Origin of the sequence: Rheinheimera sediminis (genome assembly GCF_004005375.1) — a bacterium.
In the GTDB taxonomy this organism is placed as follows: Bacteria; Pseudomonadota; Gammaproteobacteria; order Enterobacterales; family Alteromonadaceae; genus Pararheinheimera.
In genome coordinates, this window is sequence record NZ_RZUF01000001.1 from 175,074 (window position 1) to 188,680 (window position 13,607).

The following is a 13,607-nucleotide window of genomic DNA, read 5'->3' on the forward strand; positions in this document are numbered from 1 at the left end:
GAGGCGCAAAAATCTGCGCATTCAGTCAGTAAAGAGATCAGTTTTTTAAAAAGATACTTTTACTTCTCTGATTTTATTAATTAAATCAACAATGGTCGACACTCATTATCCCGAGCTTAAGTTAAATAGTCCGTCACTCTAAACAACAGGATTTGATAAATGTAAAGACAGAGGCAATAAAAAAGGAGTGCCTTTAAGGTACACTCCTTTTTAATCACACAACAACAAGGTTACTTTTTGGCGGTGCCGACTTCGACTCTGCTTTTTAACTTTTGACCTGGTCTGAAGGTCACCACACAACGGGCTGAGATAGGAATATCTTCACCTGTCTTTGGGTTACGACCAGGTCGCTGGTTTTTCACACGCAGGTCGAAATTACCAAAACCCGAGAGTTTTACCTGGTCGCCTGCTTCCAAAGCAATGCGGATCTCTTCAAAAAAAGATTCGACTATTAATTTTGCATCGCGCTTGCTGATGCCAAACTTGGTAAATAAACGTTCTGCTAAATCGGCTTTGGTAAGCGCCATTCTTAATCCCTCAACGTTGCGTTGAACTCATTGCTCAGCACCTCGACCACAGAAGAGATAACCTGTTGGATATCTTTATCTTCAAGCGTTCGCGCCTTGTCCTGCAAGGTTAAAGCTATTGCCAATGACTTGTGGCCTTGTGCAACACCCTGCCCTGTGTAGACGTCAAACAATTTTAGGTCAACTAATTGATTTCCGCCAACTTTTCTAATAGTAGCAAGGATATCTGAAAAACGCACATCAGATTTCACAACAATAGCTAAATCGCGACGGTTTGCAGGGTATTTTGAAGTTTCCTGAGCTAAAACAATGTGCTTATCACCAAATGCTTCCAGCTCTATTTCAAATAAAAAGGCTTTGCCCTTAATACCCAGTTTGCGTTCCGCTTCAGGATGCAAGGCTCCAAGGAAACCTACAGTTTTACCATCTCGATTTAACACAGCCGTTTGACCAGGATGTAAAGCGCTGTGCTCTCCTGTGCTGAAAGTAAAACGCTCTGCAGCTGAAGTGCAGCTTAACAGCGCTTCCACATCACCTTTAACATCATAAAAATCAACGGCGCGCTCTGCGATAGTCCAGTGTTCGTTGCCATAACTGCCAACAATAACACCACCTAACACCGGCACCTGACGTACACCACCTTCTGCGCTGGCATCAGGGATAAACTTCAGGCCATATTCGAATAAACGAATACGGGTCTGCTGACGGTTTTGGTTGTATTGCACGGCTTGTAACAAACCTGGCCAGAGGTTTAAGCGCATCGCCGACATATCGACAGAAATTGGATTTGGTAGCACCAAAGCAGCCTGACCAGGGAATAAAGTTTCCTGCACTTTAGGGTCAACAAAGCTATAGGTAATAGCTTCCTGATAACCACGGGCAACCAGCACATCGCGTAAGCTGTGCACAGCAATACGGCTTTCCTGATGTTTGCTCATCGCAAGAGATGCTTGTGGCGCTACATTTGGAATATTGTTGTAGCCATAGACCCGGGCGACTTCTTCGATTAAATCTTCAGGGATTGAAATATCAAAGCGGTAGCTTGGTACTGTGACTTGCCACTCATCACCTGATACCTGAACCTGCATCCCTAAACGCTGGAAAATCTCAGTCACTGTCTCTGTTGCAATAGAAATGCCTAAAATACGGTCCAGCTTAGTGCGGGTTAATGCAATTTGGGCTGCTTTAGGTACATGAGTCTCTGACACTGCTTCAACCACAGGGCCAGCTTCGCCGCCAACAATAGCGAGCAGCAGGGCTGTTGCCCTTTCCATCGCAGTGCGTTGCAATTCAGGGTCGACACCACGCTCATAGCGGTGTGAAGCATCAGTATGTAAGCCGTACTGACGAGCTACACCTGCCATCTCAACAGGAGAGAAGAATGCGCTCTCAAGGAAAATGTCGCTGCTGTCTTTCGTCACACCACTGTGCAAACCACCAAAGATACCAGCCATGGCTAAGGCTTTTTGACTATCCGCAATCACCAGCGTATTGGCTTTTAACGTCACTTCGTTGCTGTCTAAAAGAGTTAGCTTTTCGCCTTCTTTGGCCATACGCACATCAATATCACCCTCGATTTTTGCTAAATCAAAAGCGTGCATCGGATGACCCAGTTCCAACAAGACGAAGTTGGTCACATCCACCACAGCATCGATAGACCTAATACCTGAACGGCGTAATTTTTCCACCATCCACAAAGGCGTTACAGCAGCTGTATTGATGTTGCGAATAATACGGCCTAAATAACGTGGACAAGCTTGAGGCGCTGATAACTGGATGGCTTTCACATCGCTGATTGTTGCTGCAACAGCAGCAATCTCAGGCTGGCACACATCCAGATTGTTCAGTACGCCTACTTCACGGGCTAAACCTTTTAAGCCTAAACAATCAGCACGGTTTGGCGTTAAATCCACTTCAATGGCGTTGTCGTCTAACGTCAGGTACTGACGAATATTCTGACCCAGCGGCGCATCAGCGGGCAATTCAATAATGCCTTCTGAGCTTTCAGCCATGCTAAGCTCAGACAAAGAACACAACATGCCATTGGAAGGCTGACCACGTAACTTAGCGGCTTTAATTTTAAAATCGCCCGGCAATACAGCACCTACTGTCGCAACCACAACTTTTAAGCCCTGACGGCAGTTGGCTGCACCACAAACGATATCTAGTAATTCACCAGTGCCAATGTCCACTTTGGTGACTTGTAATTTGTCGGCTTCAGGATGACGACCACATTCAACCACATGGCCTACCACTACACCGCTAAATTCACCGGCAACAGGTTCAACACCGTCTACTTCCAGACCGGCCATCGAAATTTGTTCTGCTAACTCATTGGTCGATAACTGCGGGTTGACCCACTCACGTAACCAGGATTCACTGAATTTCATTATCTGCTCCCGCTTATCTGAATTGCTTTAGAAAACGCAGATCGTTTTCGAAGAATGAACGAAGGTCTGTTACGCCATAACGCAACATGGTCAGACGCTCAACGCCCATACCAAAAGCAAAACCGCTATACACCTCTGGGTCTATGCCAACAGAACGTAGTACATTTGGATGCACCATACCGCAGCCTAATACTTCCAGCCATTTGCCGTTTTTACCCATCACGTCCACTTCAGCGGATGGTTCAGTAAAAGGGAAAAAGGACGGACGGAAACGGATTTGCAAGTCTTCTTCAAAGTAGTTATTCAGGAAGTCGTGCAAAATGCCTTTAAGTTCAGTAAAGCTGACGTTTTTGTCGACCATCAAACCTTCCACCTGATGGAACATCGGGGTGTGGGTTTGATCGTAGTCATTACGGTACACACGGCCTGGGGAGATGATCCGCAGTGGTGGCTGTTCTGTTTCCATAGTACGGATTTGCACACCAGAGGTCTGAGTACGCAACATCTGCTTAGGATTAAAATAAAAGGTATCGTGATCAGCACGGGCCGGGTGATGAGCCGGAATATTCAGCGCATCAAAGTTATGGAAATCATCTTCGATTTCCGGGCCATGCTTCACTTCAAAACCCAATTCACCAAAAAAGCTTTCAATTCGGCGAATGGTGCGGGTCACAGGATGCAAGCCACCTGCTTCTAAAGCACGGCCTGGTAGAGTCACATCAATCTGCTCTTTTGACAGTTTTTGTGCCAACTCAGCCTGTTGCATCTGATCACGTTTAGTGTTTAACGCGTCCTGCACTTGCTGTTTTAAGTCATTGATCTGCTGACCTGCAATTTTGCGGGTTTCCGGATCCATGGCACCTAAAGATTTCAGCAACTCAGTGATGCTGCCTTTTTTGCCCATAAAGGCCACTCGCACATCGTCCAGTGCGTTGATATCGTTCGCTACAGCGACTGCCTGTAAGGCTTCTTCTAAAATGGCGGTTAAGTTCATCGCTATCCTCAGACCAGCGTTAATTCCCTGCATACATAAAGCTGTAGCGTTATGTGCTACAGCTTCAATCTGTTTGGGCAAAGATGTCGTATAAAAAGGTGGCAATAATACACCAGATTTTCGCTCAGAGCTTGCGTAAAATAAGGCTTTTTTTGTATTTGCGCGCTTATTTGAACAAGAAAGAACAACCAAAAATCAGTGAGATAAGCTCAGCATATCTTTAACAAAAGGAATGGTCAGCTTACGCTGATGCACTATAGAGGCTTTATCCAGTAAATCGAGAATTTGCACCAGTTCACGAATATCACGTTGCTGACGGTTCAGTAAAAACCGCGCTACTTCGTCCGGCAGCTCCATGCCACGTAAACGGGCTTTTTGTTGCAGCAGTTTTTGTTTATCTTCATCGCCTAACAAGCGCAGCTGGAAACTGGTACAGGCCTGCAAGCGCGATACTAAATCCGGCAAGGTAATACCCAGCTCGGTCGGCGCTTGATCGGCGACAATAATCAGAGCTTTACCCTGCTCTGTCATGCGGTTGTATAAATCAAACACCGCCACTTGCCAGCTAATATCCCCTGCTATGGCCTGAATGTTATCCAGACAAACCAGATCCAGCTCTTCAAGCTGATCCAATATCCGTGGACTCCAGGCTTTAAAATCCTCCAGACTTAACAGCTGACTGGTTAAACCCAGCTCCTGTGCCTGCACACAAGCGGCGTACAATAAGTGCGATTTGCCGCTGCCACTGGCGCCGAATAAATACACAGGCAGGCGATGTTCAAAAGGCCTTGTTAAAAAATGTTTGATATAACCCACTACAGGGCTGGTGTCAGCCCCATAAAAGGTGTCAAGAGTTTCATCTTCCGGGAGTGTTACTGCCAGAGTATATTGCACTGGAGTCATTAGTTCGGAACATACCTGTAACGTAACGAGGCAGGCACAGCATCTGACAGCAAATCCGTAGGAACAGTTGTCGTCTGATCTATCATCTCTGCAGCCATTTCATAAAACAATTGATCAGCGGCATCAGTTGACTGTACAGCTTCTGGTGGCAAAGCAGGTTCGAGTTGCGCTTGTAGCGATTGTAACCGGCGCTCTAATGACAGAGAGTTAATAAAAGCGCTACGATCTGCCGCCAGCTTCACTTTAAACTTGAGTAAATCTGCCTGACGCTCTACCACTGTCACTTGTCTCACCGTCAACATAGCGCCAAGTAACTGCTGCACTTTGACCTGATCAACAAAATTAGTTAAACCTTCAATATCAAGCTCTAACTCGCTTTCGCCTTGCTGACTGCCAAGCTGAACTGCAAATTTGCCGGCAAGCTGGGCCGTCAGACTGGTTAAAAACTGTTTTGCCAATTCTTGTTGTGAATCTGCCAGCAACTCATTACTGACGAACTGGTCGGCTTCATAACCTTGCCAGGTCAGTCTGTATTGCCCTGCTGAAGGCTGATCAAACAACAAAATTAGTGTTTGATCTGCATTAAACGGCAAGCTGGCCTGTTCAATCAGCAACCAATTCGCAGCCCAGACTTCGTCTTGAGATAAAGGAGCTGTATAGGTGTCACTTGCCGTAGGTATATCCAACGGCAAGCCTATAGCTGAGGCCAACTGTTGTATCTGACTGAGCACTGGATGATTAGCACCTTGCATAAATAGACGACTGTCCGCAGTTTGCTCCACAGCCCAAAGAACCAAAGTAGGTCTTCTGCTGCCCCAAATCGCAATCTGATTGACGCTTAACAAGTACTGTATTTTCTGTTCATCCAGCCCAACTTTTAACGCAGGTCCCTGCTCTGAACTCACCGCAGCAAATGTTTTGATATAATTGCCCGCATTTTTTAACTCAGCTTTGATCTCTGGATGCTCTACTACATCAGGATTGACTGCCACTTTAATCAGCACCTGAGCCAAAGCCTGTTGTTGCCAGACACTTTGGCTTTGACCTGCAGGTACAACAGCCTGATACAGGTCGTTCAACGTTTTTGCATCTGCATTGCTGATGCCGAACACAAAACATAGTGTCGCAATTAGTAATCGCATCTTTTATCCTCAACCCGCTAACACAGGGAAAATGCCCTTTAAGCCAAGACTAATAAATTCTATAGAAATAGCAGCCAGAATAAGCCCCATCACCCTGGTGATAATATTCATGCCAGTTTGCCCTAGTCTATTGGCTATTTTACCTGATAAGCGCATCAGGGTCGCCAGAAGAATGCCAACAACAATGATTTCTGTAGAAATAATTAAGTAATGCTGCCAACCGTCGGCCCTGTTTGCATACAAAATAACAGAACTGATAGCTCCAGGTCCGGCAAGCATCGGCATTGCCAGTGGCACCACCGCAATAGAAGACTTTTGAGTGGCTTCCTGACGTTCAGCTTCGGTACTTTTGGCCCCACTGGTTTGAGCGTTCAACATTGAGATAGCCATCAGTAAGATCAAAATACCGCCGCCTACCCGGAACGAGTTCACGGAAATGCCAAAAAAACTAAGGATAAATTCGCCAAAGAACAGTGTGACTAATAAAATAACAGTGGCTGCTTTCGCTGCTGTCATCGCCACATGCTTTTTATCTTGCGCACTATGATCCGCAGTTAAAGACAAATACATAGGCAAAGCGCCTAAAGGATTTAAGATAGCAATAATGCCGATAAAAATTTTCAGGTAATCCTGTATATCAAGCATTTACTGTCCCTTATTAATGTCTTGGCCTGATTTAATTGAGCCTAATCATAGCGTTATTTTTTTCATCCTGCATCGTTTGACCTGATACAAGAGTATTTTAACCGCTGTTGCGACGCTTATACCTGGTAAAACCTAATAAAAAAACCACCCGCAGGTGGTTTTTAACTGGTGATGACTGGATCAGAGCACCATATTACACAGCTATGACTTTTTGACTATGTCGCACGAAATACGAAACTACAGTCCAAACCAGAGTCTTTGACTCAGTTAAAGCCTCGAGTCCATGGTCTAAAGCCTAAAGTTCGATATTGTCTTTTCTAATAATCTGCACCAAAGCTTGATGCAAAGCGGTAATTTGCTCGGCCGTCAGTACTTTGCCAGAACTATCGCGCCAGCTAAGGCGGGTTCCAACCTCAGCCTTTGATAAAACCAACTGATAATCACCTGCTGCCAGTGGCACCACAACCGAATTCTCAGTACCCCATAAGGAATCCCAGAATCCACTGTCTGGCTGTTGATAAGACAGGAAAAAGATATATTTGGTTCTATCCAGATCGTTGACTAAAAACCCGTTCTGTTCAAACATCAATTCTAACTGTGACCAGGCTAAATCAATAGGCTGACCAGTCAGCATCGCTGCATTGCCCTCTGCATCAAAGCCAGTAGTCAGAGTGATCTGACGAGATTGAGCTTTCTTCAGCTTAATTTGTGCCAACTCGACCGTAGCCACTTTGTCTACCAGACGATTGAGGAAGTACACTTCTTCTCGTTTTTGCGCTATGGCTGACAACTTAGCGTTATTGTCAATGAAACGATGCTCCAGTAACTGTACCCGAACTCCTACAGAACGACCGTGAGTTTTTGGTTCAAGAACCACCAGGAAACGGCTTTGTTCTTTTTCAACCATATCTTTCCACAGCCAAAAACCTTCCTCTTCAAAACGGCTGACCCAGCCTGTTTCAAAAACTAAAGCATCCTGATCTTTCTGTGTGATTTCGATTTGTTTCTCTGCACCAAAATCCTGCACATTCTTTCTCAGATAAGGTAATAACTCGCCGGTAAACTCCGAACGTTCAAACCAAATGCGGGCTTCTTTTTCTTCTTCCTCCACCCTGCTATTGGTTGCAAGCGCCAGTACCTGCATGGGTGATTTCAGTTCCACTTCCGTCACGGGGGCGTTTGGAGCTGCAGGAATATCGAACTGTGCAGGTCTTTTCGCTGCCACCAATCCGGCTGGTACTTTTAACTCAGCCACTGGTTTTGCCTCTGCCGGAGCTTGCTCAACCACGTCGTCAGGGAACAAAGAACAACCAGAAATAAATAAAGAGGCAACTAAGCTTGCCGGTATCCAATACTGCACTATAAAACTCCTACACATTAATCTGGGCTTGTCTCAGCGCTTGTTCGATTACGCTTTGGTGAATTGGTTCCAACCGGGTCAAAGGTAATCTCGCCATATCATCAGCGATTAACCCCATTTTCAGCAGTGCCCACTTACTCGGGATAGGATTGGCTTCGATAAACAACTGATGATGCAAGCCTTGCAGCTTGTGATCGAGTTGCGTTGCCAATTCAGTATTTTTTTCAAGGGCTGCTTTTGACATCTGAGCCATCAAAGCAGGCGCGATATTAGTGGTTACAGAAATAACACCATGACCACCTTTTAACATAAATTCGCAGCAACTGGCATCGTCACCACTGAATAATAAAAAATCTGCCGGACACAAAGCCTGTAATTGAGCCAGACGTTGCATAGAGCCAGTCGCTTCTTTAATACCGACAATGTTCGGGGTTTTCGCAAGTTCAGCCACAGTTTCCGGTAATAAATCAACCCCAGTGCGGCCTGGCACGTTGTATAAAATAACAGGCTTGTCTGTAGAAGCAGCAACAGCCTGATAATGCGCCAACATGCCTTTTTGCATAGGTTTGTTGTAGTAAGGCGTCACTGTTAAAAAGCCAGCTACTGGCAATGCGGATAAAATTTTTGTTTTCTCCACCGCATCAGCAGTCGAATTCGAGCCATTGCCCGCTATCACAGGAATGCGACCATCGACCTGGGCCAAAACCGCCTTGAGTACTTCTAACTGTTCGGAAAAACTTAAAGTAACGGATTCGCCTGTGGTGCCCATAATCACCAAAGCATCGGTCTGATTGTTCAGATGGAAATCGACCAGCCGCTTCAGGCTGCCATAGTCCACAGCACCATCAGTATCCATCGGGGTGATCAAAGCAACAATACTTCCGCTAAACATGCTAAAGGCTCCATAATTTTCAGGCTGCCTATGGTAATGACGAGCGGCAACAAACACAAGCAAGTGACTGTCACAGAGGTGAAATTTACGCTAAATATGCTAAACTTCGCAGCCGTTTTTCATTCAGAGACATCAACTTAGCATGCCACAACAATTGGTCGTCACTGCGATAGGCGCAGACAGAACAGGGCTGGTCAGTCGTCTCGCACGTCTGGTTACGGATTGTAATTGCAATATAGTAGATAGCCGTATGGCAATTTTTGGTAGTGAATTCACTTTTATTATGCTGCTATCGGGCGATGCAGTGGCGATCAGCCGAATTGAATATTTATTACCAGGTTTAGGCTATGAACTTGATCTGCTGACCATGACCAAACGTACTACAGCACGGCCTACAACAGCCATCAGCGCACATTATGTGCTGGAATACACAGGAAAAGACGAAGTAGGTACTTTAGGCGCTATCACAACTTTGCTGGCTAATCACCAGATCCATATTGGGGCGCTGCGTACTGAAACATTAACTGCCCCAGAAACTGGACAGCTGTTAAATCATTGCACCATGACGGTTCAGCTGCCACAAGGCGCGGTGGTTGAAGCCATTAGGCACGAACTCTTTGTGTTACTTCAAGAGTTACAGCTGACAGGACGCTTTGAAGCACAGCTATAGAACTCATTTAGCAGGGATAAGGAACCACAATGAACAGATTAACTACAGGACAAACAGCTCCGGATTTTAGTTTGCCAGACCAATCAGGCCAGTTGGTGCAACTCAGCACTTTACTGCAAAAAAGCCGCGTCTTAGTGTATTTTTACCCTAAAGCAATGACTCCAGGCTGCACAGTACAAGCCTGTGGCTTGCGTGACAGCAAACAACAACTGGCAGATTTTAATGTACAAGTAGTTGGCATCAGTATTGATGCACCTGCTCGTTTAGCCAAGTTTGTACAAAAAGAGCAATTAAACTTTAAGCTGCTTGGTGATGAAGACCACAAAATAGCGGAAGCTTTTGGTGTCTGGGGTGAAAAAAAGTTTATGGGGAAAATCTATGACGGCATTCACCGCATCAGTTTCCTTATCGAGCAAGATGGTAAAGTCAGTCAGGTCTTTGATGACTTTAAAACCAGCAATCATCATGACGTCGTTTTGGCATATCTAAAAAGTACGGTGTAGGTCGGTTAATCTCATTCATTTGGACGTCAGCCGCATTTTCGCTCTTTTTTCAGGCTATCCATTATGCTGAGTTTTTTAATCTTTTTGTAAAGCTTTGTAAAAGGATCTTTAGTATGCACAAATCCGCCTTGCTAGGCCTTGTTATGAGTCTGGCTGCACTGCCACTGCAGGCAGAATCCCTGAAAACTGAGAAAGTTACCTTGGATATGCAAACTCTGGCTTCGGGATTAAATCATCCCTGGGCTATGCAGTTTTTGCCTGATGGCTCTTTATTAGTTACTGAGCGCGCAGGATCCATGCGCTATATCAGCAAAACTGGTGTAAAAAGTGACGTCATTCAGGGCTTACCTGCTGTGCATGCTCAAGGCCAGGGTGGCTTGCTGGGTTTGGTGTTGGATCCTGACTTTGCAAAAAATCAAACCATTTACTTTAGTTTCAGTGAACCACGTGATGGTGGCGTCAATGCAACAGCTGTCGCCAGTGCCATTCTGGATGGCCAGACTCTGAAACAAGTGAAGGTTATTTTCCGTCAGGCTGAAGCCATTGACAGCAACTACCACTACGGTGGTCGTCTGGTATTTAGCCCTTCAGGTGAGCTATTTATTACCTTAGGCGATCGGGGCTCACGTCGTGATGGGGCACAAGAGTTGTCAGGTCACTTTGGTAAAGTCGTCAAAGTCAATAAAGATGGTACCCCTGCTGCGGGTAACCCTTTTGCTGACAGAGCCGATGCGAAACCAGACGTCTGGTCTTATGGGCATCGAAATATCCAGGGGGCTGCAGTTCACCCACAAACCGGCGTGCTATGGACACATGAACATGGTCCTCAAGGCGGTGATGAAATCAATATTCCAGCTGCAGGAAAAAACTATGGCTGGCCGGTAATTACCTACGGTGAAGAATACGGTGGCGGTGTGATAGGTCAAAAGACCAAAGCAGGCCTGGAGCAGCCACTGCATTTATGGGTACCTTCTATCGCCCCTAGCGGTATGAGCTTTTACACTGGAAGCCAAATTAATGGCTGGCAAAATAACCTTTTAATCGGTTCACTAAAATTTGGCCAACTGGTCAGGTTAGAACTGACAGGTGATAAAGTCAGTCATGAAGAACGTATACGGATAGGCGCACGTATTCGTGACGTGCAGGCAGGTCCAGACGGCTCTGTCTATCTGCTGACTGACGAAGATGACGGTAAGTTATTACGTTTATCACCACAATAAAGAGCAACTTCTCTGCATGAACACATTACCTTTTAAACTGAGCGCTTTAGCGCTCAGTTTTTTTTCTGTCGCAGCCAGCGCAGAAGAAACCAAAGTACCCGATGAAATTATAGTAGTCACAGCTCAGGGTCAGCAATCGCCATGGCTGGGTAGTGCTGCCAGCAGTTTTCGCAGAGACCTTGCCAACGCGTCGCTGCAAATTGATGCGGCTGCTCTGTTTCAGCATATTCCAGGCATTCAGGCAGACAGCAGGGCAAACTATGCACAAGACAGCAGATTAAGCGCCAGAGGTTTTGGTAGTCGCAGCAGTTTTGGTATTCGCGGCATTCGCTTGTTGCAAGACGGTATTCCGCTATCCAGCCCGGATGGGCAAGGCCAGCTGAGTTCTGTATTGTTGGATCAACTGGAATCCGTTGAAGTATTGACAGGTCCTCTCGCTGTTTTGTACGGCAATGCAGCTGGCGGAGTGGTCGCGTTGCAAAGCCGCTGGCCCACAGAAAACCTTGCATCAGTGCAGCTCAGTCATAGTCAGTTTGCCCGCCAACAGCTACTATCAGGCGCTTTAGTACAAGGTAAGCATGCGTTATCCATTAGTCTGAAGAATGCTGAGTTACAAAGCCCACGCCAACACAGCAATGCAAAAAAGCAACAAGCGCAGTGGTTATGGCAAAGTGCTTTTGATAACGAGCTAAAACTACAACTGCGCTACGATTGGTCTTACGATCCTTTGTTGCAGGATCCACTGGGGTTGACCTTACAAGAATGGCAAAACGACCCTCGTCAGACTGCCGCCAATGCACTGAGATTTAACACCCGAAAATTTAGCAAACAACAACAATGGAGCCTGAACCTGTCGCAACAACTGGAGCAGCAAAGCTGGCGTCTGGCCGCATGGGCAGGCCAACGTGATGTGGGCCAATATCTGGGCTTTGATGGCGTTGCCCCGACTTCAGCGGGTGGTGTGGTTGATTTAAGCCGGCCTTATCAGGGCTTGGATGCATCCTACAGCTGGCAACTTGGGCAATTGCGTTTAACTGCAGGGGCAAGCCTGGAACAAAGCACGGACAAACGTCGCGGTTATGTGAATAATCAGGGCGTACAAGGTGATCTGCGCCGGAACGAGGAAGGCGAAGTACAGTCAGTCGACTTATACAGCCGTTTTGTCTGGGATTTAACCCCAGATTGGCAGCTTAGTGGAGGGGTAAGACACTCTGAGCTGGATTTTGATGTGACTGACTTCTATATCACAGCACAAAATCCGGACGACAGCGGTTCGACATCGTTCAACAAAATCTCCGCTGCTTTAGCCGTCAATTTTGCTCAGTCTGAGCATTTATCCTGGTACCTCAGTACAGGTCGTGGTTTTGAGACCCCTACTTTTACTGAAATGGCTTATCAGACCGATGGAGTTGGCCTGAATTTGGGCCTCCAGGCCAGTACCAATCAGCAATGGGAATTGGGAAACAAATGGCTGCAACATAACTGGCGTTCCAGTGCCGCCGTATTTTTGGTCAAAAGTGAAAATGAGTTAGTGGTAGACAGATCAATAGGCGGTCGCACCAGCTACAGAAATGCCAGTGAAACAAAGCGAACAGGGGTGGAATTGTCAGCCTTATGGTTCGCTTCCGCAGCGTGGCAACACCAATGGACTTTGACTCAACTCAATGCCGTTTTTCAGCAAGGCGAGCTGGATGGTAACTGGCTGCCGGGTGTCGCCAGACAACAAGCTCAATGGCAAATCAGTTGGATGCCGCAACAAAGCTCTGACTTGACGGTACAGCTTACAACTTTATATCGTAGCAAGGTAGCAACCAGCGACCAAAATCAATTGTTTGCGCCCGCTTCTACTGTTTATCACCTCAAACTGATGGCGGAATCCAGCCTGGCTGATCTGGCATTGAAGTACTGGTTGGGTGTAGACAATCTGACAGATAAAAATTACGTTGGAGCTGTGGTAGTCAATCAAGCTAATGGACGCGCATTTGAACCTGCGTTACCCCGTTCTGTCTCCATGGGGCTGAACCTGAGTTTTTAATCACACTACTCTTATCTCAGTGCAGAGCTTAACTATCACGGACTAAGCTCTGCCTGCTGCTAAAATGCAGATTATGTTGAACTTCATAGGTTTTTTCCTGCCAAAGACAGTGAAATTAGCAAGTGATTTAACAGGTTCGAGCTGAACCACTGTAGACTCCGTTTTTCTCTGGCCCTATCCATTGCCATAAGCCAAACCTAAGATGGTTTCGGTGCTTAATGCCAGGGTAAATGGATGAAAAAAAGCTGGGGTAAGCGAACCAACTGAATTAAAATCGCCCGTGTTTAACGCAGATATGACTGAGTTCAAAAAATAAATGAAGCAAA

General features: G+C 46.1%; 12 protein-coding genes. 4 read left to right on the plus strand and 8 right to left on the minus strand.

The features are described from left to right. Window positions 1-230 precede the first annotated feature (230 nt). The 8 genes from ihfA to dapA all read right to left on the minus strand — a co-directional run bounded on the left by ihfA (window position 231) and on the right by dapA (window position 8,853). Window positions 231-527, minus strand: a complete 297-nt coding sequence (gene ihfA / locus EMM73_RS00745; RefSeq protein WP_008898181.1) for an integration host factor subunit alpha — start codon at window positions 525-527, stop codon at window positions 231-233. Between the two features lie 2 nt (window positions 528-529). Continuing rightward, window positions 530-2,917 (minus strand): phenylalanine--tRNA ligase subunit beta, encoded by a 2,388-nt coding sequence (gene pheT / locus EMM73_RS00750; protein WP_127684543.1) that lies wholly within the window; start codon window positions 2,915-2,917, stop codon window positions 530-532. A gap of 13 nt (window positions 2,918-2,930) precedes the next feature. Then, window positions 2,931-3,911 (minus strand): phenylalanine--tRNA ligase subunit alpha, encoded by a 981-nt coding sequence (gene pheS / locus EMM73_RS00755; RefSeq protein ID WP_127684629.1) that lies wholly within the window; start codon window positions 3,909-3,911, stop codon window positions 2,931-2,933. A 195-nt stretch (window positions 3,912-4,106) separates the two neighbouring features. Then, window positions 4,107-4,814 (minus strand): DnaA regulatory inactivator Hda, encoded by a 708-nt coding sequence (gene hda / locus EMM73_RS00760; RefSeq protein ID WP_127684544.1) that lies wholly within the window; start codon window positions 4,812-4,814, stop codon window positions 4,107-4,109. Further along, the gene (locus tag EMM73_RS00765; RefSeq protein ID WP_127684545.1) at window positions 4,814-5,956 is read right to left on the minus strand and encodes a DUF2066 domain-containing protein; all 1,143 of its coding nucleotides are present in this window, start codon (window positions 5,954-5,956) and stop codon (window positions 4,814-4,816) included. The genes hda and EMM73_RS00765 overlap by 1 nt, the downstream gene beginning before the upstream one ends. Before the next feature lie 9 nt (window positions 5,957-5,965). Then, window positions 5,966-6,601: a YchE family NAAT transporter gene (locus EMM73_RS00770; protein ID WP_127684546.1), complete on the minus strand. Its 636-nt coding sequence runs from the start codon at window positions 6,599-6,601 to the stop codon at window positions 5,966-5,968. 295 nt (window positions 6,602-6,896) lie between these two features. Continuing rightward, the gene (gene bamC / locus EMM73_RS00775; RefSeq protein ID WP_186435082.1) at window positions 6,897-7,961 is read right to left on the minus strand and encodes an outer membrane protein assembly factor BamC; all 1,065 of its coding nucleotides are present in this window, start codon (window positions 7,959-7,961) and stop codon (window positions 6,897-6,899) included. Window positions 7,962-7,971: 10 nt separating this feature from the next. Beyond that, a complete protein-coding gene (gene dapA, locus EMM73_RS00780; protein WP_127684548.1) occupies window positions 7,972-8,853 on the minus strand; it encodes a 4-hydroxy-tetrahydrodipicolinate synthase in 882 nt (293 codons plus the stop codon). 142 nt (window positions 8,854-8,995) lie between these two features. On the opposite strand from dapA, the gene EMM73_RS00785 reads away from it, so the two are divergent. The 4 genes from EMM73_RS00785 (at window position 8,996) to EMM73_RS00800 (ending at window position 13,281) form a co-directional block, all read left to right on the plus strand. After that, window positions 8,996-9,523 (plus strand): glycine cleavage system transcriptional repressor, encoded by a 528-nt coding sequence (locus tag EMM73_RS00785; protein ID WP_127684549.1) that lies wholly within the window; start codon window positions 8,996-8,998, stop codon window positions 9,521-9,523. Between the two features lie 29 nt (window positions 9,524-9,552). Next, on the plus strand, window positions 9,553-10,026 hold the full coding sequence (gene bcp, locus EMM73_RS00790) for a thioredoxin-dependent thiol peroxidase (protein ID WP_127684550.1): 474 nt from the start codon (window positions 9,553-9,555) through the stop codon (window positions 10,024-10,026). A gap of 113 nt (window positions 10,027-10,139) precedes the next feature. Further along, window positions 10,140-11,246: a PQQ-dependent sugar dehydrogenase gene (locus tag EMM73_RS00795; RefSeq protein WP_127684551.1), complete on the plus strand. Its 1,107-nt coding sequence runs from the start codon at window positions 10,140-10,142 to the stop codon at window positions 11,244-11,246. Between the two features lie 16 nt (window positions 11,247-11,262). Further along, window positions 11,263-13,281, plus strand: a complete 2,019-nt coding sequence (locus tag EMM73_RS00800) for a TonB-dependent receptor family protein (protein ID WP_186435083.1) — start codon at window positions 11,263-11,265, stop codon at window positions 13,279-13,281. The last annotated feature ends 326 nt before the right edge of the window (window positions 13,282-13,607 follow it).

Excerpts from the sequence above, each read along its gene's own strand:
- EMM73_RS00785 (WP_127684549.1), top strand. The coding sequence starts at position 8,996 with ATGCCACAACAATTGGTCGTCACTGCGATAGGCGCAGACAGAACAGGG.
- EMM73_RS00770 (WP_127684546.1), bottom strand. The coding sequence starts at position 6,601 with ATGCTTGATATACAGGATTACCTGAAAATTTTTATCGGCATTATTGCT.
- hda (WP_127684544.1), bottom strand. The coding sequence starts at position 4,814 with ATGACTCCAGTGCAATATACTCTGGCAGTAACACTCCCGGAAGATGAA.
- dapA (WP_127684548.1), bottom strand. The coding sequence starts at position 8,853 with ATGTTTAGCGGAAGTATTGTTGCTTTGATCACCCCGATGGATACTGAT.
- EMM73_RS00800 (WP_186435083.1), top strand. The coding sequence starts at position 11,263 with ATGAACACATTACCTTTTAAACTGAGCGCTTTAGCGCTCAGTTTTTTT.
- EMM73_RS00765 (WP_127684545.1), bottom strand. The coding sequence starts at position 5,956 with ATGCGATTACTAATTGCGACACTATGTTTTGTGTTCGGCATCAGCAAT.
- ihfA (WP_008898181.1), bottom strand. The coding sequence starts at position 527 with ATGGCGCTTACCAAAGCCGATTTAGCAGAACGTTTATTTACCAAGTTT.
- bcp (WP_127684550.1), top strand. The coding sequence starts at position 9,553 with ATGAACAGATTAACTACAGGACAAACAGCTCCGGATTTTAGTTTGCCA.
- pheT (WP_127684543.1), bottom strand. The coding sequence starts at position 2,917 with ATGAAATTCAGTGAATCCTGGTTACGTGAGTGGGTCAACCCGCAGTTA.
- EMM73_RS00795 (WP_127684551.1), top strand. The coding sequence starts at position 10,140 with ATGCACAAATCCGCCTTGCTAGGCCTTGTTATGAGTCTGGCTGCACTG.
- pheS (WP_127684629.1), bottom strand. The coding sequence starts at position 3,911 with ATGAACTTAACCGCCATTTTAGAAGAAGCCTTACAGGCAGTCGCTGTA.